General features: G+C 70.1%; 18 protein-coding genes. 16 read left to right on the forward strand and 2 right to left on the reverse strand.

Translation table 11 applies throughout. The features are described from left to right. Positions 1-408 (reverse strand): adenylyl-sulfate kinase (locus tag AC1DUQ_RS01060; protein WP_477073287.1); only part of this gene is annotated, 408 nt, incomplete at its 3' end. Between the two features lie 39 nt (positions 409-447). On the opposite strand from AC1DUQ_RS01060, the gene AC1DUQ_RS01065 reads away from it, so the two are divergent. The 14 genes from AC1DUQ_RS01065 (at position 448) to AC1DUQ_RS01130 (ending at position 16,655) form a co-directional block, all read left to right on the forward strand. Continuing rightward, positions 448-1,449, forward strand: coding sequence for an NAD(P)-dependent alcohol dehydrogenase (locus AC1DUQ_RS01065; protein ID WP_477059418.1), 1,002 nt, complete (start codon positions 448-450; stop codon positions 1,447-1,449). Further along, positions 1,449-1,877 carry a hypothetical protein gene (locus AC1DUQ_RS01070; protein WP_057209161.1) on the forward strand — a complete coding sequence of 143 codons (429 nt, stop codon included), beginning with the start codon at positions 1,449-1,451 and terminating at the stop codon, positions 1,875-1,877. The genes AC1DUQ_RS01065 and AC1DUQ_RS01070 overlap by 1 nt, the downstream gene beginning before the upstream one ends. Continuing rightward, positions 1,871-2,086, forward strand: coding sequence for a helix-turn-helix transcriptional regulator (locus AC1DUQ_RS01075; RefSeq protein ID WP_056086683.1), 216 nt, complete (start codon positions 1,871-1,873; stop codon positions 2,084-2,086). The genes AC1DUQ_RS01070 and AC1DUQ_RS01075 overlap by 7 nt, the downstream gene beginning before the upstream one ends. 66 nt (positions 2,087-2,152) lie before the next feature. After that, a complete protein-coding gene (locus AC1DUQ_RS01080; RefSeq protein ID WP_477073288.1) occupies positions 2,153-2,803 on the forward strand; it encodes a DUF4386 domain-containing protein in 651 nt (216 codons plus the stop codon). Between the two features lie 9 nt (positions 2,804-2,812). Then, a complete protein-coding gene (locus AC1DUQ_RS01085) occupies positions 2,813-4,612 on the forward strand; it encodes an SLC13 family permease (RefSeq protein ID WP_477073289.1) in 1,800 nt (599 codons plus the stop codon). Positions 4,613-4,623: 11 nt separating this feature from the next. Next, entirely contained in the window at positions 4,624-6,105 is a 1,482-nt protein-coding gene (locus AC1DUQ_RS01090) for a leucyl aminopeptidase (protein ID WP_477073290.1), read from the forward strand. A 7-nt stretch (positions 6,106-6,112) separates the two neighbouring features. Next, positions 6,113-6,994: a cation efflux transmembrane domain-containing protein gene (locus tag AC1DUQ_RS01095; protein WP_477059414.1), complete on the forward strand. Its 882-nt coding sequence runs from the start codon at positions 6,113-6,115 to the stop codon at positions 6,992-6,994. After that, a complete protein-coding gene (locus AC1DUQ_RS01100; RefSeq protein WP_477059413.1) occupies positions 6,991-7,179 on the forward strand; it encodes a hypothetical protein in 189 nt (62 codons plus the stop codon). The genes AC1DUQ_RS01095 and AC1DUQ_RS01100 overlap by 4 nt, the downstream gene beginning before the upstream one ends. A 98-nt stretch (positions 7,180-7,277) precedes the next feature. Continuing rightward, a complete protein-coding gene (locus tag AC1DUQ_RS01105) occupies positions 7,278-7,706 on the forward strand; it encodes a hypothetical protein (RefSeq protein WP_477059412.1) in 429 nt (142 codons plus the stop codon). Positions 7,707-7,776: 70 nt separating this feature from the next. After that, a complete protein-coding gene (locus tag AC1DUQ_RS01110) occupies positions 7,777-7,908 on the forward strand; it encodes a hypothetical protein (RefSeq protein ID WP_477059411.1) in 132 nt (43 codons plus the stop codon). A gap of 484 nt (positions 7,909-8,392) precedes the next feature. Next, positions 8,393-8,884, forward strand: a complete 492-nt coding sequence (locus AC1DUQ_RS01115; protein WP_477059410.1) for a hypothetical protein — start codon at positions 8,393-8,395, stop codon at positions 8,882-8,884. Between the two features lie 226 nt (positions 8,885-9,110). After that, complete coding sequence (locus AC1DUQ_RS01120) at positions 9,111-15,731, forward strand: PA14 domain-containing protein (protein ID WP_477073291.1); 6,621 nt, start codon at positions 9,111-9,113, stop codon at positions 15,729-15,731. Beyond that, on the forward strand, positions 15,731-16,177 hold the full coding sequence (locus AC1DUQ_RS01125) for a hypothetical protein (protein WP_477059408.1): 447 nt from the start codon (positions 15,731-15,733) through the stop codon (positions 16,175-16,177). Before AC1DUQ_RS01120 ends, AC1DUQ_RS01125 begins: the two co-directional genes overlap by 1 nt. Positions 16,178-16,190: 13 nt before the next feature. Beyond that, positions 16,191-16,655, forward strand: a complete 465-nt coding sequence (locus AC1DUQ_RS01130) for a hypothetical protein (RefSeq protein WP_477059407.1) — start codon at positions 16,191-16,193, stop codon at positions 16,653-16,655. Between the two features lie 184 nt (positions 16,656-16,839). On the opposite strand, the gene AC1DUQ_RS01135 is transcribed toward AC1DUQ_RS01130, so the two are convergent. After that, a complete protein-coding gene (locus tag AC1DUQ_RS01135; protein ID WP_477059405.1) occupies positions 16,840-18,408 on the reverse strand; it encodes an AbgT family transporter in 1,569 nt (522 codons plus the stop codon). An 83-nt stretch (positions 18,409-18,491) separates the two neighbouring features. Here AC1DUQ_RS01135 and AC1DUQ_RS01140 point away from each other — a divergent pair, with 83 nt between their 5' ends. Both AC1DUQ_RS01140 and AC1DUQ_RS01145 read left to right on the forward strand, forming a co-directional pair. After that, positions 18,492-19,463: an aldo/keto reductase gene (locus AC1DUQ_RS01140; RefSeq protein ID WP_477059404.1), complete on the forward strand. Its 972-nt coding sequence runs from the start codon at positions 18,492-18,494 to the stop codon at positions 19,461-19,463. Positions 19,464-19,473: 10 nt separating this feature from the next. Next, the gene (locus AC1DUQ_RS01145) at positions 19,474-20,331 is read left to right on the forward strand and encodes an NAD-dependent epimerase/dehydratase family protein (protein ID WP_477059403.1); all 858 of its coding nucleotides are present in this window, start codon (positions 19,474-19,476) and stop codon (positions 20,329-20,331) included. Positions 20,332-20,348 lie beyond the last annotated feature (17 nt).

A 20,348-nucleotide genomic window follows, 5' to 3' on the forward strand; every position in this document is an offset into this window, starting at 1 on the left:
CCGCGCGACCAGGCGCGCGTGCCGGGCGTCCGCGGGCGCGTCGAGCCGCACCACGCGCACGGCCTCGCCCAGGGCGTCCGCGTAGGAGTCGCGCTGCGCCGCCGTCTCGAGGACCCGGGGCAGGAGCAGGATCTCCAGCCCGGCGTCGTGCCAGTGCGGGCGCATGGCGCGCAGGTGGGCGACCACGACGCGTTCGTTGAAGGGGTCGTCGGCCGGCGCGGGGGTCTCGGTGGCGACGGCGTCGACGTCGAGCTCGCCCGCCGCCCGCCCGCGCGCGAGGAGCTCGTTGCGCAGGGCGGCCGCGACGGTGGTCTTGCCCGCCCCGACGGTCCCGGAGATCACCACCACATCCATGGCCGCCATGATCCACCATGTTAAGAACTCTTGACATGGTGTCTGGTTCGCCATACCTTCGCCATGTCAACAATTCTTAACACGGAGGCTCCGATGAGCGTCGAGACCGAGACCCGCACCATGCAGGCGATCGTCCAGAGCGCGTACGGAGCGCCGGAGACCGTCCTCACCCACCAGACGGTCGCGCGGCCGGTGCCGAACCCCGACGAGGTGCTCATCAGGGTCCACGCGTCCTCGCTGAACTTCGCCGACGTCGCCATGGTCACCGGACGGCCCTCGCTGATCCGGACCGTCATGGGGTTGCGGCGGCCGAGGCACACGGTCCCCGGCAGGGACGTCGCCGGCGTCGGCGAGGCCGTCGGCGCGGACGTCACCGACCTGGCGGCAGGTGACGAGGTCTATGCCGAGGCATCCGCGGGATCGTGGGCCGAGTACGTGGCCGTCCCGGCGAAGTTCGTCGGTCGCAAGCCCGCCACCCTGAGCTTCGCGGACGCGGCGACGCTGCCGCTGGCCGCAGGCACGGCCCTGGACTGCGTCGCCGGGGTCCGGCCGGGGCAGAAGGTGCTGGTCAACGGGGCTTCCGGAGGCGTCGGGACGTTCGCGGTGCAGCTGGCCAAGGCGCTCGGCGCGGAGGTCACGGGGGTGTGCAGCGGCCGGAACGTCGAGCTGGTCCAGGGGCTCGGTGCGGACCACGTCATCGACTACGACCGGTCCGACTTCACCAGCACGGGCGAGCGCTACGACCTGGTGATCGACCTCGTCGGCAACCGGACGCTCGCCGCCTGCCGACGGGCGCTGGCCCCGGGCGGCACGCTCGCCCTGTCCTCCGGCGGCGGCGGCCGGGTGATCGGTCCGATGGGCCGCCTGGCCAGGGCGGTGCTGCTCAACCCGTTCGTGAGCCAGCGTCTGCGACCGGTGTCGGCCACGCGAAGCCGCGCCAAGCTGGACCGCCTCACCGAGCTCGCCGAGGCGGGACAGATCGTGCCGGCCGTCGAGCGCACCTACCCTCTGAGCGACGCCCCCGAGGCGCTGCGCCGGCTGATCGCCGAGCACGCCCGGGGCAAGACCGTCCTCACCGTCGTCCAGGAGCGCTGATGTCGTACGAAGAGCGGAACGTCTGGGTGTTCCTTGTCGTCGCCGTGCTCGCCTATGCGGCGTACGTCGTGGTGATCCTCAGCCGCGCACGGGACACCCCGCTGACCGAGGTCGCGTACGCCGGGCCGCTGCTCTGGTCGATCGGCGGCGCGATCGTCGCGTCCATCGTCGGCACCATCGCGGTCTCGCTGGCCAACCGGCGTGACGGCCACCTGAGCGACCAGCGCGACAAGGAGATCAACCGGGTCGGCGAGCGCACGGGTCAGTCCTTCGTCGTGATCGGCGCGCTCGGCGCGATGGTCCTCGCGATGCTCGAGGCCGACTGGTTCTGGATCGCCAACGCGATCTACCTCTGCTTCGTCCTGTCGGCCGTCCTCGGGTCCCTCACCAAGCTCGCCGCCTACCGCCAGGACTTCTCGACGTGGTGAAGCCCACGCAGGTCACCAACGCCATCCGCACCCTCCGGTTCACGCACGGCGAGATGACGCAGGCCGAGCTGGCCGAGCGCATCGGCGTCACCCGTCAGACCGTCATCGCGATCGAGCAGGGCCGCTACTCCCCGTCGCTCGAGATGGCCTTCCAGATCGCCCGCGCGTTCGACGTCCCGCTCGACGACGTCTTCCAGTACCCGGGCTGACCCCCGCACCACCCGCACGAGGCCACGCGGTCTCGCGATCCGTCCTGCCCACAGAGAGGCATTGCCATGCGCACTGCTCGACTTGCCGGTCTGCTCTACCTCGTCGTCGCCGTCTGCGGTGGGTTCGCCGAGCTGTTCGCCCGGGCGAAGGTCCGCGCGTCCGACGACGTCGCCGCGGCCCTGCGCGAGAACGCCGGACTCATGAAGGTCGCGTTCGCTGCGGATCTCGTCGCGTTCACCGCCTTCCTGCTCGTCGGCATCGCCCTGTACGCGCTGTTCAAGGACGTCCACCGGACCGCCGCGCTCACGATGCTCACCATGAACGCGGTGGCCGTGGCGATCCAATGCCTGAACATGGTCAACCACGCCGGCGCGGTGATGGCGGCGGAGCGGGGTGCCGACGAGCTCGCCGTGCTGCTCCTGGACCTCCACGGCATCGGGTACCTGGTGGCGCAGATCTTCTTCGGGGCGTGGCTGATCCCGCTCGGGTACMTGGTCGTGCGGTCCGGCTGGGTGCCGCGACTGTTCGGGTACGCGCTGGTGGTCGGCGGACTCGGGTACGTGGCGGGGCTGGCCGTCGAGCTCGTGGCGCCGGGCGCGGACGCCGCGTCGATGGCGCTGGGCCTCGTGGGCGGGGTGTCCGAGATCGCGTTCCTGCTGTGGCTGCTCGTGAAGGGTGTGTCGTCGCCCGTTCGCGAGCGGGTGCTCGTGCCCTAGTTTGGCGATATGTCCGACGCCACCGTCAGCCTCCTGGTGCTGGCGGGCTGCGTCGGGCTCTTCGTCTGGAACCGGCTCAGCGTCGGCGTGGTGGCGATCCTCACCGCGCTGACCCTCTACGCCACCGGTCTGATCACCGCCAACGAGGCCGGCGCCGGCTTCGGTGACCCGGTCGTCGTGTTCATCGCGTCGCTGTTCGTGCTCAGCGAGGGTCTGGAGTCGTCGGGCGTCACCGCCTGGGCCGGTCAGCAGCTGATCGCCCGGGCGGGGACGGCGCGCAGCCGGCTGCTGATCGCCCTCATGCTCCTCTCGGCTGTCATGGCCGCGCTGGTCACCCCCAACGGCGCCGCGGCCGCGCTGCTGCCGGTGGTGGTGCTGGCGTCGAGGCGCTCGAAGCAGTCGACGTCGCAGATGCTCATGCCGCTCGCCTTCGCCGCGAGCGCCGGTGCGCTGCTGGTGCTCAGCGGCAGCACGGTGAACGTCATCGTGTCGGACGCGCTGGTCACCGCCACCGGCGAGCAGTTCGGGTTCTTCGAGTTCGGCCTGATCGGGCTGCCGCTGGTGCTCGCGACGATCGCGGTCTCGGTGCTCGTCGGCCAGCGGCTGCTGCCCGACCGCTCGCCCACCGCGCTGCCCGCCGACTACTCCCGGCACGTCGACACCCTGGTCGAGCACTACAGCCTGGACGTGGGCTTCTTCCGCCTCGCGGTCGACCCGGGGTCCGACGTGATCGGCAGCCGGCGCGAACAGGTCGAGGTGCCGGACGGCGTGGTGCTCATCGGGGTGCAGCGGGCCACCGGTGAGCCTGCCGCCGAGGACGAGACGCTGAGCGTCGGCGACGTCGTCGTCGTGACCGGCGAGAGCGCGGGGATCTCGTCGCTGGTCGAGCGGCACGCGTTGACGGTGGCGACGACGCCGCTGTCCCGGGGCACGCGGGAGGCGCTGCTCGGCCGCGAGGTCGGTGTCGCCGAGCTGGTGGTCCGGCCGCGCTCGCGGGTGATCGGCCAGGTCGTGTTCGCGGGGCTGGTCCGCTCGGGCGTCACGGTGCTGGGCGTGCGCAGGCTGGGCAAGGACCGCGGCGCCGACCACCTGGTGCTGGCCGAGGGTGACTCGCTGCTCGTGCACGGGCCCTGGCCGGCCGTCGAGGCGTTCGCCGCCGGGGACGACGTGCTCATCGTCGACAGCCCGGAGCTGGTCCGCCGGCAGACCGTGGCGCTCGGGCCGAAGGCGTGGCGGGCGATCGCGGTGCTGGTCGCGACGGTCGCGCTCCTGGCCACGGGGGTGGTGCCGCCCGCGATCGCGGGGCTGATCGGCGCCACTCTCATGGTGATGACCGGCGTGGTCGGCGTCCCGCAGGCCTACCGGGCGGTGTCGTGGCAGGTGGTCGTCCTCGTCGGCGGGCTGATCCCGCTGTCGGTTGCGATCGCCTCGTCCGGCGCCGCCGACCTGGTGGCCGGGTGGCTGGTGGACATCGTCGGCGACGGGGGCCCGCGCGTCGTGCTGGCCACCCTGTTCGTCCTCACGCTCGTGCTGGGCCAGGTGGTGAGCAACACGGCCACCGTCCTGATCGTCGCGCCCATCGCGGTCGCCATGGCCGACGCCTCCGGGGTGGCGCTCGCGCCGACCCTCATGCTCGTCGCGGTGGCCGGTGCCGCGTCGTTCCTCACCCCGATCGCCACCCCGGCGAACATGATGGTCATGGGGCCGGGCGGCTACACGTTCAGCGACTACTGGAAGCTCGGACTCGCGACCACGGCGGCGTGGTTCGTCGTCGCCATCCTGCTCATCCCAGTCATCTGGCCCACGTAAGGAGCACGACGATGACGTTCGACCCGATCCCCTCCCGCGCGCTGTTCGAGGACGTCACGGTGCGTGTGGCGCCACCCGGTGCGGGTGCCGGTCGTGCCCTCGGGCTGGCCGTGACCGCCACCGGTGAGGTGCCGTCGGGCGTTCCTCTCGACCGGGCCGCGCTCACCGAGTGGGGGTTCCGTGGCTCCGTCGGCGAGATCCTCATCCTGCCCCGCGAGGGCGGCGCGGTGGTCGCGACGGGCGTCGGCGACGACCCGTCCGACGCCACGTTGCGCGACGCGGCGGCGGCGTTCGCCCGGGCCGCGGGTCGCGACGACGTCCTGACCACGGACCTGGTCGGCGCCGGCGCCTCGGTGGAGGGCGCCGCCCAGGCCGTGGTCGAGGGGATCCTGCTCGGCCGCTACCGGTACGACGCCCTGAAGACCGACCCGTCGACGGTTCCGGTCAGGGAGATCGTCCTCCTGGTCGACGACGCCTCCGCCGCCGACGCCCGCCGCGGAGCTGACCGAGGAGTCGTGCTCGCCCGCGCGGCCTCCCTGTCCCGCGACCTGGCCAGCACCCCCGCCGGRCACCTCACCGCGCCGGACCTGGCCGACGTCGCCGTCTGGCTGGCCGGCGAGCACGGGCTCGACATCGAGGTCTTCGACCAGGAGGCCCTGATCGCGATGGGCTGCGGCGGACTGCTCGGGGTGAACGCCGGGTCGGTGGTMGAGCCGCGGATGATCGTGATCCGGTACGTGCCCGCGACGGAACCGACAGGTCACCTCGGCTTCGTCGGGAAGGGCATCACCTACGACTCCGGCGGCATCAGCCTCAAGCCCTCGAACGCGATGCACGCGGCGATGAAGATGGACATGAGCGGCGCCGGGGCGGTGCTCGCGGCGMTGACCGCGCTCGCGGACCTCGAGGTGCCCGTGGCGGTCAGCGCCTACCTGGCCTGCACGGACAACATGCCGTCGGGCTCGGCCACCAAGCTCGGGGACGTCCTGACGAGCCGCAGCGGACGCACGATCGAGGTCGTCAACACCGACGCCGAGGGACGCCTGGTCATGGCCGACGCCATCGCGCTCGCGAAGGAGGACGGTGTCGACGCGATCGTGGACATCGCCACGCTCACGGGTGCCGCGCTGGCGGCGCTGGGCATGCTGACGGCAGCCGTCATCGGCAACGACGACGGGATGCTGGACCTGGTCGAGGCCGCCGCGGAGACGACGGACGAGCAGGTCTGGCGGCTGCCGCTGGACCGCCGGTACCGCAAGCAGCTGGACTCCGAGGTGGCGGACATCAAGAACCTCGGCGGCGAGTTCGCGGGGGCGATCACCGCCGCGCTCTTCCTGGCCGAGTGGGTGGGGGACACCCCGTGGGCGCACCTCGACATCGCGGGGACGATGCGGTCCGACGCCGACGACGCCTGGCGGACCAAGGGCGCGACCGGCTTCGGCGCGCGACTGCTGGTGGAGGTGGCGTCGACGTTCGTCGCCCCGGGTCGGTGACCTCGCTGTGACCGAGCGCCGCGCGATCCAGGAGTCGATCGCGGGGGCGGCCGTCCTCGGCACCCTCGCGGTCGCCTGGGGCATCGCCGCCCAGTCGCGCGTGCTGCTGTTCGACGGAGCGTTCATCCTGCTCGGCATCGTGCTGTCGGCGCTCTCGCTCATGGCGTCGCGCGCCGCCGCGGAGAGCCCCACCACCCGGTTCCCGTTCGGCAAGGCGGCCGTCACCCCGCTGGCCATCGCGGTCCAGGGCGTGGCCCTGCTCGGCACCCTCCTGTACGCGGCGGTGGACGCCGTCGCGATCATCACGGCGGGCGGCTCCGACGTCGCTGCCGGCACCGTGGTCGCGTACGGGCTGATCACGATGGTGTGCTCGTACGCGCTGAGCCGCTGGCTGACCCACCGCGCGCCCACGTCGGAGCTGGTGGCGGCCGAGGTGGCCCAGTGGCGGGCGGGTGCGCTGCTGAGCCTGGTGTTCGCCGTCGGCGCGGGGCTCGCGCTCGCCCTGTCCTCCGTGGGGGACGTGGTCCGCTACGTCGACCCGGTCCTCGTCCTCGTGGCCTGCCTGGTGCTGGCACCCATCCCGCTGCGGCTGCTGCGGGCGGCCGGGCTCGAGCTGCTGGAGGCGGAACCGCCGGCCGACATCCGTCGCGCCCTGGCCGAGGCCGTGACCGCCGTGCGGACCGAGTTCGGGCTCGACGAGCCGTTCGTGCGCTCCACCAAGCTGGGCAGCCGGCTGTACCTGGAGGTCGACTTCGTGGTGCCCCAGGGCGTCTGGGACGTCAGCGGTGAGGACCGCGTCCGCCGCGCCCTGATCAGCCACCTGGAGCCGCTCGGGTACGAGCTGTGGGCCAACGTGGAGCTCACCACCGACCCTGAGCTCGCGCAGTGACGACGGTGCTCGACGCGCTGCTCGTCGTTTCGGGCCTCGGTCTCGTCGTGACGACCGTGGTGGACGTCGCGCGCAGGCCACCGCACATGACCGTGCTCGAGGGGTGGGGCAACCCCTCCGGTCCGCGCACGGCGTGCGTGGCGGTCTTCGTCGTGACGGTGCTGGTTCGCCTCCTCGTGAGCTGACGGCTCCGCTACATTGCGCGCGTGACCGTGCAGGTGAAGCCGCAGCCGCGGGCGGCGAAGCGCGGCGCCGAAGCGCTCCGCAGCGTTCGGTGATCCCGTTGGCTGAAGCCCTCGCGGTCGTGGCCGGGCTTCTTGCGTTGCTCGCGGCGTGGAGCGGCGGGGCGGTGTTCCACTTCGGGCGTCGCGACCGGTGGAACTCCGCGGGGCACTGGGGTGCGACGGCCGAAGCGCTGGGGGCCGCACTCGCCGGCATGGCTGCGTTCATCGCGATCCAGCACGGGAACGACGAGCCGATCGAGCCCGGTGCACTCCTCAGCACGACGCTGCTGGTCGGTCTCGCGGGCGTCTTGGCGGTGATCTACCTGTGGCTCCTGGTGGTCCTCACGCAGTCGGTCCCGGGATCGCGGCGCAGGAGGCTGACCTGGAAGGATCGCGCCGGGCTCACGGACCTGACCGCCGGGGAGCTGCTGCCCGGCGTCGCGATCCTGCTGTCGGCGGTCCTTCTGCTGGTCTCAGCGACCCACTAGGTCGACGAGAGGCGGGTAGTCCGATGAGCACACTGACGACCGCTGTCTGCTGGGGCCTCGTCGCGCTGAGGTGCTGACGCTGGTCCGCGACATCCGGCGCAGACCTCCAGGGCAGGGGGTCATCGTGACGCTGAAGAAGCCGTCCGCGGTGAGCTGGGTCGTGATGGTGCTGGCGCTCGCCACGATCGTGTGGCTGGCCTGAGGGCGGCGACGCGGCCTCGGATCGGTGTCCGCGCTTGTAGCGTCCGCGCATGGGGATGGACGAGGTCGAGCTGCTGGAGCTCGACGACCGAGGAACGGGGAGTTGCTGTGGCTTCGCCCTGATCCTCGGGATGACCCGATGACAGGGACCGAGGCCGAACCGGAGCCTCACCCGATCGACGAGTTCGCGGCCTCCGCCACCTGCCCCTAGCCCGGTGCACCGGAGAACCAGGTCCGGTCACCCTCGCGTGAAGACTTCGTCGCTCTGAGCGCGACAAGGTCTTCACGCGAGCACCAGGGACGCTAGTTCGAGTAGATCGCCCCGGTCCCAGCGGGCGCCGGCGTCCTGTACGAGCCGGAGATCGTTGCCGGACTGCTGGTGTGGCGGATGGTGACGATCTTCGGGACGCTGGCACTCGGGCTGGTGACGCTGGGGTGGTGGCGCTACCGGTGCCGGGACGTGTAGCCCAACGGGGGGAGTCGCCATGTCAGCGTTGATCGGGTCCTTGCGGGAGGACGAGCTCCTGCTGGTCCGCGAGACAGAGCCTGCCGCGATGGAGGAGCTGGACGAGGACGCCCTCCTCGAGCTCCATACCCGCGTCCGGCGCGCACGGACCAAGTACACGAAGCTCTACCGCCGGCAGGCTGCCGCGCGCGTCTCCGACGTCGGTGGCCGTGGCAAGGCTCGTCCGCAGAACCGGCGCAACGCCGAGAAGGCAGAGGTCTTCGAGGAGGCGCTGGCGCGCGTGAGCAAGCGTGTCGACGTGGTCGCCCGGAGGGCCGCGGCGGAGCTCAAGGCCGAGCGCCTGGCCGCCGCCCGCACGGGGTCCACCGGACCGGCGACCGCGCCCGGGGCCCGGGCGGGGACGGGAACGTCGCAGGTGGTGCCACGTGGCAAGACCACCGGCGGCCTCAAGCGTGACGCGTCGTCGCAGGCGCAGGGCGCTCGCCGGCAGGCGAAGCGCGACAGCCGGTAGCCGGCACTCCTCGGAGTGCCACCCGTTTGGGTGAACCTGTCATTGGATCTGTCATCGGAGCCAAAAGCACCCATGACACCCCTGGTTGTCCCGATATGTTCCTCGCACTTCCGCCGCGGACACCGACCGTCCGCGCGGTTCAGTCAGGGGAGCAGTAATGATGCGTGGACGTCGTGTGTCGGGGATCCGGGCGGGGCTCGTCGCCGGACTCGTGAGCGTGAGTCTCGTGGCCATCGGGATCCAGCCGGTCCAGGCTGCGCCTCCTGCGCCCGCCGCTCCCGCGAAGCCGGTGAGCATCTCCGCGGACGACGTCCCGCCTCTGAAGTCGGCCGAACCCCCGACGCTCTCCACGCCGGTGGACGCCAGCACGTTCGACGTCCCGGTCGTCCCGCCGGCTGCCGCACCTGAGCCGACCGGAGAGGCACCCGAAGGGTTCGACAAGAAGACCTCCACCGTGGCGGCTCGGACCGAGACGGCCACCATCTACGAGAACGCCGACGGGACGTACACGTCGGAGATGACGGCCGAGCCGGCGAACGTGCTCACCTCCAACGGCACCTGGCAGCCGATCTCCACCGTCGTCGCGTCGAGCACCGGCGGTGGCGGCAAGATCGACCGGCACCCGCTGTCCCCGCGGTTCGCGGCCAAGGGTGACTCGGCCGACCTGCTCCGTCTGTCCCGGCGGGGGGCAGACGTGAGCATCGGCCTGATCGGTGCCCGCGGGAAGGCCCTGGCTCGCAAGGGCTCGGTCGCCACGTACTCGGACGTGCTCCCCGGGGCCGACCTCGAGTACGAGGTCACGCCAGGCTCGGTGAAGGAGTCGGTGGTGCTCGACAGGGCGCCGGCGACGGCGCCGACGTACCGCTGGCGCATCAAGGGCACCGGCTTCACCGTGCGGGAGGGTCGCTCGGGCTCGTACGACCTGGTGGCCCGCGACGGCACGGTCGCGATGACCATCCCGCCCGCGCTCATGGTCGACTCCTCCGGCAAGGAGGGCGTGCGGGAGCCGGCTTCCGCGAACACGCCGATGACCGTCACCAAGGACGGGAACAGCTGGGTGCTGTCGGTCACGCCTGACCTGGCGTGGCTCACTGACCCGGCGCGCGTCTACCCGGTCTCGGTGGACCCGACGGTGACGACGGGCGTCGGGGGCGTCGACGCGTGGTCGTACAAGTCCGACGGCGCGGTGGTGCACGACGGCAAGATCCGGATCGGCAACTCCCGCGACAGCAACACGAACACGACCTGGCGGACGGTCTTCTACTACGACTACACGCCGTTCTTCGGCAAGCAGGTGGTCGACGTCTTCCTGCACGCCGTGGTCGAGGTCGGTACCGCCAACTCCTACTACGCGCAGACAGGATGGGCCTCGTGCTTCGGGTACGAGTGCCGCGGCACGAACGTCGCGCAGACGTACATCGGCGGTGACGGCTACTTCGACTCCGACGGTCTGGGTGGGCAGTACGCGGGCTGGGTGAACAGCGGTGGCGGCGGCGCCTACGTGTACATGTCCGGTGACGAGTGGTCGGGCATCTACACGTACAAGAACATGCGCACCGCCATGTACATCACGACCGCGGAGTTCCCCTCCGCCGCCCCGACGTCGCCCGCGCACTGGGGACGAGTTCCGGTCGCACCGACCCTCACGGCCACGTTCTCCGACCCCGCCGGATCGCCTGCCATCTATCGCCGGTTCAAGGTCGGTGCGACGACAAACCCTGACGCGAACCCCGTCTACGACAGCGGATGGATCGGGACGGACTCGGTCACCCTGCCGCAGGGTCTGCTCGAGGAGGGGACGGCCTACTACTGGAAGGCGATGGTCGCCAACGGCTACAACGGCATCTTCGGCACATGGACCGAGCGCAGCAGTGGCGTCTACGCCATGGTGACGAACACCGTTCCGAAGGTCGACAAGGCGCAAGCCAAGCTCGACGGCGTCGCACCACCCGTGTCCGGCACCCAGACGATCGTGAGCACGTCGCCTCTCGTCACCTGGGCAGCGGTCACGCCCGACGCCGACGGTGCGGTGCAGTACCAGGTGCGGGTCGCCACCGGGAGCGACGCCGCGTCGGGCACCGTCCTCACGTCGGGCTGGCAGAGCGGGACGTCGTACCAGGTGCCGGAGGGCAGCCTCCGCGACGGCGGCACCTACAGCTGGACGGTGGAGACCAAGGACCCGCTCGGCGGTGGGGCACGGTTCGCCTGGACGTCGACGTTCACGGTCAACCGGCGCCTCGCGGAGTCGGGACCGGCGCCCGTCGAGCAGGTCGGGCCCGTCACGGTGAACCTGGCGAACGGCAACGTGGGCCTCCGGTTCGCGTCGCCGACCGTCAACACCGTCGGCGGACCGATGGGCCTGTCGTTCTCCTACAACTCCCAGGCCGCGCGGGAGAAGGGCCTCCTCGGCCGGTACTACGCGGCGGGGTCGCCGGCCTCCTCGTTCGCCTTCACGGGCGAACCGCTGATGACGCGTATCGACGCGAGCCCGAACTTCTTCTGGGGGACCGAGTCCCCGGCTCCCGCGCTACCCGCGGACAACTTCGCCGTGCGCTGGACCGGATTCTTCACACCGCCGACCGCGGGTGCGTGGGAGTTCGGGGTCTTGCAGGACGACGGCACACGAGTGTTCGTCGGTGACGGCCCGGCCGCGGTGGACCGATGGTCCGATCAGGCGGGCGGGGTGTACTACGGTCCGGCGAAGAACGTCACGGGCCAGACACCAATTCGCGTCGAGTACTACGAGTCGGGTGGCGGGGCGACCTATCAGCTGTGGGCCAGGGGCCCGGGCTACCCCAACGGCGTGATCGTGCCGCCGTCCTGGTTGTCGCCCACGTTCGAGACCCTGCCTGCCGGGTGGACCTCGTCCGCTGCCCTCGCGGGCGGGAGCGCGGAGTACGTGTCGGCGGCAGTCGAGGCCACCGTTGTCGTGGTCACCGATGCGACCGGCACGACGCACACGTACACGAAGAAGTCCGAGGGCGGGTACACCGCACCGCAGGGCGAGTACGGCGTGCTGGCACTTGCGGGCACCGGACAGGTGAACCTGACCGACGACGACGGCACCGTGTACGTGTTCGGGACCAACGGTCGCCTCGAGTCGTCCACGCCACCGGGCGACGCCAAGAACTCGGCATCCCCGAAGGTCGTGTGGAAGGGCTTCACCGGGCAGCTCGACTACATCGAGGACCGGGCCTCGGGCAAGCAGGTCCGGTTCTACTACAGCGACTCGACCGCGCCCGAGGGCAGCGGGTCGGCCTGCCCCGCAGAGTCGGGCTTCTCGGCACCCCCGGCTGGGATGGTGTGCCGCATCGTCTACCCCTCGGCGTCGGGCACCGGCGTCGGCGACTCGACGTACCTGCGCTACGACGCGTCCGGGCGCCTGGTCCGCATCGTCGACCCGGGCGCGGAGGTGGCCGACTTCGAATACGGGAGCGCCGGGCAGCTCGTCGCCCTGCGCACGCCGCTGATCACGGACTGGCTCGCCGCGGACGTCAGCCGCGTGAAGGCGGACGCGAACAAGGTCCAGGTGACCTACGACGGGACCGCTCCGACCGTGAAGGGTCTGAAGGTCACCAAGGTGACGCTCCCGGCCGCGGACGGTGTCGCGACGACCGGAAGGCTCGAGACGTCGTTCACCTACGCCAGCCCGACCACCACGTTTGTGGACCGGACCGGGATCAGCGGCCATGCGCGGACGGTCACCTACGACGCCCTGTGGCGACAGACCGCCGACGCCAGCGCCAGCGGTCTGACTGCAACCCAGGTCTGGGACGCGGCAAAGGACCTCGTCCTGTCCTCGACCGACCCGGCGGGCCGGATGTCGACGACCCTCTACGACAACCGTGACCGCGCGACCGACAGCTACGGACCTGCGCCGGCGAACTGCTTCGACGGCTCTCGTAAGCCCGTCGCGTCGTGCCTCGCGACGACCGCGCACCAGTCGACCAAGTACGACGAGTCCCTCAACGGCCTCAACGTCGCCTACTACGCCGGTCCGAGCCTGGCCGGAGCGCCCAAGGCCTTCGCGCTCGGCCTCCCCGGCGGGACCCTGTCCAAGGACTGGGCCTCCACCATGCCGGACCCGGCCATCACGGCGGCCCCCTGGGGCGCCCGGCTCACGGGGATCATCACGTTCCCGGCCGCCGGCACCTACACGCTGAGCGCGGGAGCGGACGACCAGGTCCAGCTCTGGCTCAACGACATCCGGAAGCTCGCACCACCCAACCTTGCGACCAACTCGACGACCCACACCGCGACGGTGGCGGGCGAGACGGCACGCATCCGGATCGACTACGTGAACGCCGGTGGGCCCGGATCTCTGAACGTCACGTGGTCAGGCCCCGGGGTCACCTCTGGCCCGGTGCCCAACTCGGCTCTCTCGCCGGACTACGGCCTGGTCACCAGCTCGACCACCGATGACGCCGCGCCCGCGACCGTGCCGACGGGCACGCCCGCGGTCTCGTCCTCCCAGGTGCCTGCCCAGAACACGCGAACGGCCTACGGCGCGAGCCCGTGGCTCGGCCAGCCGACCACGGTCACGGACGACCCGGCAGGCCTGGCCCTCAGCACCACCACGGCCTATGAGGCGCCCGGCATCGGCTTCGGTCGCCGCACCGGACGATGGCTGCCGGCCGCATCTGCTGCAGGCACCCTCGATGCGGCAAAGGGCTCCACCTACACCTACTACTCGTCGTCAGACACCCAGGAGAACGTCTGCGGAGTCAGCGCGGGCGCCAAGCCGGCTGGTCTGCTCAAGTCCACCACCGGGCCGACGCCGGCCGTCGGCTCGGCCGTCACGTCGTGGTTCGTCTACGACCACTTCGGCCGCGCAATCGGGACCAAGACCTCCGGCGACGCGGGCTGGACCTGCACGACCTATGACCCCCGCGGACGGGCTGTCACGGCGACATACCCTGGAACGACCACGAGGACCGTGACCTCGAACTTCGCGGTCGGAGGCGACCCGCTCACGACGTCGGTGGCGGATACAGCCGTCGGATCCCCAAACGGGGGCACGGTCACGACGAAAGTGGATCTGCTCGGGCGAATGGTGTCGTACAGCGACGTCTGGGGTGTCACCACGGCGAGCACATATGACGCGGCCGGGCGAGCCCTCGGATCCACCACGACCGTCACGACGACGGCCGGGGTCGTCAGTACCTACACGGGCGGGGTCACGTACGACGCGGACAGCCGGATCGCGACGGTGCTTGATGGCGGCAAGACGATCGCCTCCTTGACCTACACGGGCCCAGACCTGACCTCGGTGTCCTACCCGTCCGGCACTGGCAATGCCGGGAACGGCACGTCGATGGCGATCGCCCGGTCCACAGCGGGTGCGGTCACGAAGCTTCTCGCGACGTTCACAGGTGCTTCTGCGCCCGTTTCCGACCTCGTCGTGCGCTCGCAGAGCGGCCGCGTCCTTACGGCCAACGCGACAGACGGTACGGCGACGACCAGCTCGTCCTATTCCTACGACACGGCGGGACGGCTGATCAAGGCCACCATCCCCGGCCACACCTTGCAGTACGACTTTGCCGCCTCGGCCGGATGCGGCGCGAACGCGCTGGCAGGGCGGAACGGCAACCGCACGAACTACACCGACACCACCACGGCAGGTGCCGTCCGGACAACTAGCTACTGCTACGACCACGCCGACCGACTCACCTCGACGACCGTGGTCAACCCCGAGGCCGGTGCCACCCCGGTCACCGGAACGAGCCTGACGGCGACATCCCTCAAGTACGACGCCCAGGGCAGCACCACGACGCTGGCTGATCAGACCCTTGTGTTCGACTCGGCCGGCCGACATGCGTCCACCTCCACCACGGGCGGCACGACGGTCGCCTACAAGCGCGACGCGTCCGACCGGATCGTCCAGCGCGACGGCCACGACGTGAGCACGACGACGACTCGGTATGGCTTCAGCGGCCCTGGTGACACCGCCGACCTGTCGATGGACTCGACCAACAGGGTCTACCAGCGCACCCTCGCGCTCCCGGGTGGGGTGATGGTCAGCCTGCCGAGCACCGGCACCTCGGCGTGGTCCTACCCGAACGTCCATGGCGACGTCATCGCCATGGCGGACGGCACGGGCACGCGCACGAGCGCCGTGTACCGGTACGACCCGTTCGGTCAGCCCGTCGACCTGACCACAGGGAACATCAGCACCGCCGCTGCCGGCGACGCGGTGCCCGATAACTCGCCGAACAACTTCGACTACGCCTGGGTCGGGCAGCACCAGAAGGCCTACGACCACACGGGCACATTGGCGTCGGTCGAGATGGGCGCTCGGGTGTACCTGCCCGCACTTGGCCGCTTTCTCTCCGTCGATCCCGTCCAGGGCGGGGTTGACAACGACTACGGGTACCCCAACGACCCAGTGAACTCATTCGACCTGGATGGAAACTTCGACTGGGGGAAGCTCGCCGACGGGCTCTCACTCGCCTCGGCCGTCGTGGGCTTCTGCCCGCTTCCGGTGTGCCAGGCAGTTACCTTGACCTTGGGCCTCGCGTCCGCCGGTGCGTACGCCGCCGCCGGTGACAAGTCGGYGGCGTTGATGCAGGTGGCGTCTACTGCGATAACCATCGCAACGGGGGGCCTCGGCTCTTATGCTTCTGTCGTACGCGGCACGGGCAAGGTGGCGTCATCGGCCAGAAAGGCGCTATCAGTGACAAGCAAGCTTGATCACAAGAGCCTTAGCGCGCGTGCGTGGACTCGGCTCGGAAGGGGGTCCAGCGGCTGGACGCGAGGCCGGGCCAAGTTCGCGGTTGGCTACACGATGTACAACACCGCAATGATGAATCTCTCGATGCCAAGCCGGTATACATATTCGAGGCGCTGATGGTGAAGGAAGAAACGTCATTTTGGGAGCTTTCCCCGGCCGCATTCGTCGTGCCTGCCATCATCGTGACCTGCATCTATCTCTTCGGTCTCTACTTGGCGGGGTACCTCGAGTGGGGATGGGCGATTGGGGGAGCGGCGCTAATCCTCCTCGGCTCCGCGGCCATCGGTAGGCCGGTTCGGGTCGGCTTGGTCCGTGACGAGATTGTGTGGAGCAAAGGGCGGAAGAATTCGCGGATCGCCATCGATGAAATTCAGCTCGTTGCGTTGACGTGGGCACCGAAGCTAGACGTGTACCTCCTCATCAGTGATGGCACGACGGACATCGCGGTTCACGAACTCGGAGATCCAAGCCTCGAGTTCCGTCGCAATCTTGGCGGTCGGCTACGTTCTGCGAGGCCCGATTTACGGCTGTCAGCCAAACTTCGCGCGCTCCTCGACGAGTAGGTGAGGGTTGGGTTTGGCCCGATACGGGTACTGGCACGAGCTGTCCCGTGCGCTGCGGCAGCCGCACGAGGCGTGGCTGGTGATGGGCACCCTCGGACCTGCGTGGGGAGAGGTCTACCGGGAGATTGCGCGCGACATCGCTGACGAACGAGCAGCCGATCCGCCACGTGAACAGTCGTCCGACTACGTCCTGGCTGTGAAGGCGATGAACTCCTTCGCCCTCTCCGCGCGGGGCGTGCTCGCACTGCTCTGCGCCCCGATCATCGTGGTCGTCTATCTGACGGGTGACACTCCGCTGGCCGAGGTGGGACTCGCGCTGGGCTGGACCGCGATGCTGGGCGCGGCGACGTGCCTTGTCCGGATCGGCGTGGCGTCCATCCCCGCCGGCCGCGCGTCACGGCTGCTGGAACCGTGGAACGGGGACCTGCTCTGGCAGTTCGCCGTGGTCGCCGCGGTGATCGCCTGGATGATCCGGTGAGCGCGCGGACGACTGCGATCTACGGTGGCCTGATAGCGCTGCTGCTGCTGCCCCTGTCGCGCGACATTCGGCGCAGACCTGATGGGCAGGGGGTCATTGTGACGTCGAAGAAGCCCTCGCTCCTCAGTTGGGTCGTGATCGTGCTGGCGCTCGCCACGGTCGTGTGGCTGGGCTGGAGACGGGCTCAGTTGAGGTAGATCGACGCCCCCGGTCCCAGCGGGATGCCCAGCAGGTACCAGACCACCAGCAGCGCGGACCAGGTGATCAGCAGCACCACGGTGTACGGGAGCATCAGTGAGATCACCGACCCGACGCCGACCTTCCGCCGGTACCGCTCGGCGAAGATCACGATCAGCGCGAAGTACGGCATCAGCGGCGTGGCCACGTTCACGGGCGAGTCGCCCACGCGGTAGGCGGCCATGGCCAGGTCCGGGGAGATGCCCAGCTGGATGAACAGGGGCACGAACACGGGCGCGAAGATGGCCCACTTGGGCACCACGCCGCCGATGAAGATGTCGATGACGGCGGTCATCGCGATGAGCCCGAGGATCAGCCAGACGGTGCTCAGGTTGGCGGCCTCGAGGGTGTCGGCCATGTTCACCGCGGCGATGGTGCCGAGGTTCGAGTAGTTGAAGTACGCGATGAACTGGCTGATCACCAGGAGCAGGAAGATCAGGCCCGAGAGGCCGGCGATCGTCTTGGTCATCGGGTTGATGACGTCCATCGAGCCCTTGATCGTGCCGGCGCCCTTGCCGTAGCAGAGCCCCATCACGAAGAAGTACACGAGGATCAGGAAGATGATCGAGTTCAGCAGCGGGGAGTCCTCGATCAGGCTGCCGGTCTCGGGGTTGCGCAGGAGCGCGTTCGGCGGGAGCGAGAGCGCCAGGACGACGGCCGTGGTGCCGAGGAATCCCCAGAACGCCCAGCGCAGACCGTTCTTCTCCTCGGCGCTGAGCTCACCGGAGGGTGGCTCGTCGGCAGTCTCGGGGCCTTCCGACGGGTGATAGGCGCCGAGGCGCGGCTCGACGAACTTCTCCGTGAGCAGCGTGACCACGACGGTGACCAGCAGGGTCGAGACGATGCCGAAGAACAGGTTGCCGGTGATGGCGACGTGGTTGGCGGGGTCGGCGATCGCCTCGTTGGTGATCTCGGCGAGCATCCCGTCGACGGGGGTGATCAGCACGTTCACCGCGAACCCGCCGCCCACGCCGGCGAACGCGGCCGCGAGGCCCGCCAGGGGGTGCCGGCCGAGGGAGAGGAACACCGCGGCCGACAGCGGGATGAGCACCAGGTAGCCGGCGTCGGTGGCGATGGAGGACAGGACGCCCAGCAGCACGATGATGAACGTGATCGCGCGCGGCGGGGTGACCTTGACCAGCCGCTTGATGAACGAGGCGATCAGGCCGACCTCCTCGGCCATGCCCACGCCGATCATGGCGACGACGATGACGCCGACCACGCCGAAGTTGTTGAAGTTGGCGACCGGCGACGTGAACACGAACCGCAGGCCGTCGGCGTCGAGAAGGCTCTGCGCGGCCACCGTGACGGTGATCGGTTCCTCGGCCCCGATCTGCGCCTGCTCGAACGTGACGGTGCTCCCGGCCGCCTGGAACGCCGCCGAGAGCAACATGATGAACGCGATCAGGATGAGGAAGATGATCACCGGATGGGGGACCTTGTTGCCCACCCGTTCGATCCAGTCGAGCACCCCTTGCAGGGGTGACGGCTTGGCGACGACCTCGGCCTGGCTCATGCGCGCTCCTTGGCTCGAACCGCWTTGCGGTCGACGCTAGCGAAGGACCGGACAATTCTGACCCCCCGTGATGGGATGGCGTGATGAAGCAGCCCGACTACGCCCCTGGTCAGTCCGCCTGGATCCGCGATCTCGGCTCCACGGGCCTGAAGGTCTCGGCCGTCTGTCTCGGCGGCAGCCCCCTCGGCAGCATGCCCGCGCTGTACGGCCGGGACGTCTCCGCCGACGAGGGTGTCGCCACCGTGCTCGCCGCGTTCGACAGCCCGATCCGGTTCATCGACACCTCCAACGGCTACTCCGACGGGGAGAGCGAGCGTCGGATCGGTGCCGCACTCGTCGAAGCGGGGGGCGTCCCGGAAGGCGTCGTCATCGCCACCAAGGTCGACCCCGTGGGCCGCGACTACTCGGCGGACCGGGTGCGCGCGTCCGTGGCGGAGAGCCGCGAGCGCCTCGGCCTCGACCACCTGCCCCTGGTCCACCTGCACGACCCGGAGTCGTTCGACTTCGAGGAGATGTCCGCGCCGGGCGGGCCGGTCGAGGCGCTCGTCCGGCTCAAGGAAGAAGGCCAGGTCGGGGCGATCGGCCTGGCGGGCGGTCGCGTGCAGGAGATCGCCAAGTACCTGGACCTCGGCGTGTTCGACGTCCTGCTGGTGCACAACCGCTGGACGCTCGTGGACCGCAGCGCCGGCCCGCTGCTCGAGGAGGCCGTCCGGCAGGAGATGGGGATCCTCAACGCGGCGGTCTACGGCGGCGGGATCCTCGCGTTCCAGTCCGGGGGTCCGACGAGCTACGGGTACCGCCCGGCACCGCCCGAGACCCTCGCCGCGATCAAGTCCATGCGCGAGGTCTGCGCCGACTTCCATGCGGACCTCGGCACGGCGGCGCTGCAGTTCTCGCTGCGGGACCCGCGGATCGCGTCGACGGTCGTCGGCATGAGCCGCCCAGGCCGCGTCGCGCGCACGCTCGACCTGGCCTCCGAGCCGCTGCCGGAAGCCCTCTGGCCGGCGCTGGAGGCTCTGGTCCCGCCGCCGCACGTGTGGCTCGACGCGGGATAGCGTCGGGACCATGAGTCGCGTCGTGGTCACTGGTGGGAGCGGGAAGCTCGGTCGTGCGGTCGTGGAGCACCTGGCGGAGCACGGGTACGACGTGGTCAACGTCGACACGGCGCTCCCGCCCGCAGGTCAGAAGGCGGTGTTCACGCGGGTCGACCTCACCGACCTCGGCCAGGTGACCGAGGCGTTGAGCGGCATCGACGACCGGTACGACGGTGTCGACGCCGTGGTCCACCTCGCGGCGATCCCGGCGCCGGGCCTGCGTCCGAGCGGCGCGACGTTCGCCAACAACGTCGTCGCCACCCACCACGTGTTCAGCGCTGCGCGCCGGGCGGGCATCAAGAACGTCGTCTGGGCCTCCAGCGAGACGGTCCTCGGCCTGCCGTTCGAGACGCCCCCGCCGTACGTGCCGGTCGACGAGGAGTACGCGGTCCGTCCCGAGAGCACCTACTCGCTCGGCAAGGCGGTCGAGGAGGAGATGGCCCGGCACTTCACGCGGTGGGACCCCGAGCTCAAGCTCATCGGACTGCGGTTCTCCAACGTGATGGACGTGGCCGACTACGCCGCGTTCCCGAGCTTCGCGGACGATCCCCGCAGCCGGATCTGGAACCTGTGGGGCTACATCGACGCCCGCGACGGAGCCCTGGCGGTCCGGCTCGCGCTCGAGAGCGACCTCACCGGGTTCGAGGCGTTCATCATCGCGTCGCCGGACACCGTGCTGGAGAGGCCGTCGGCGGAGCTCGTCGCCGAGTACTTCCCGGACCTTCCCGTCACCCGTCCGATCGAGGGCCGCGAGACGCTCCTGTCCATCGACAAGGCGCGACGCCTGCTGGGCTACGACCCGCAGCACACCTGGACCACGGAAGTGTGAACCTGCGGGTGAACCCA

The sequence above is a fragment of the Cellulomonas sp. P4_B5_2 genome (genome assembly GCF_056402235.1).

What these genes read in the sequence shown, in the direction of transcription:
- AC1DUQ_RS01065 (WP_477059418.1), top strand. Translation starts at nt 448, where the DNA reads ATGAGCGTCGAGACCGAGACCCGCACCATGCAGGCGATCGTCCAGAGC.
- AC1DUQ_RS01070 (WP_057209161.1), top strand. Translation starts at nt 1,449, where the DNA reads ATGTCGTACGAAGAGCGGAACGTCTGGGTGTTCCTTGTCGTCGCCGTG.
- AC1DUQ_RS01085 (WP_477073289.1), top strand. Translation starts at nt 2,813, where the DNA reads ATGTCCGACGCCACCGTCAGCCTCCTGGTGCTGGCGGGCTGCGTCGGG.
- AC1DUQ_RS01115 (WP_477059410.1), top strand. Translation starts at nt 8,393, where the DNA reads ATGTCAGCGTTGATCGGGTCCTTGCGGGAGGACGAGCTCCTGCTGGTC.
- AC1DUQ_RS01125 (WP_477059408.1), top strand. Translation starts at nt 15,731, where the DNA reads ATGGTGAAGGAAGAAACGTCATTTTGGGAGCTTTCCCCGGCCGCATTC.
- AC1DUQ_RS01135 (WP_477059405.1), bottom strand. Translation starts at nt 18,408, where the DNA reads ATGAGCCAGGCCGAGGTCGTCGCCAAGCCGTCACCCCTGCAAGGGGTG.
- AC1DUQ_RS01140 (WP_477059404.1), top strand. Translation starts at nt 18,492, where the DNA reads ATGAAGCAGCCCGACTACGCCCCTGGTCAGTCCGCCTGGATCCGCGAT.
- AC1DUQ_RS01145 (WP_477059403.1), top strand. Translation starts at nt 19,474, where the DNA reads ATGAGTCGCGTCGTGGTCACTGGTGGGAGCGGGAAGCTCGGTCGTGCG.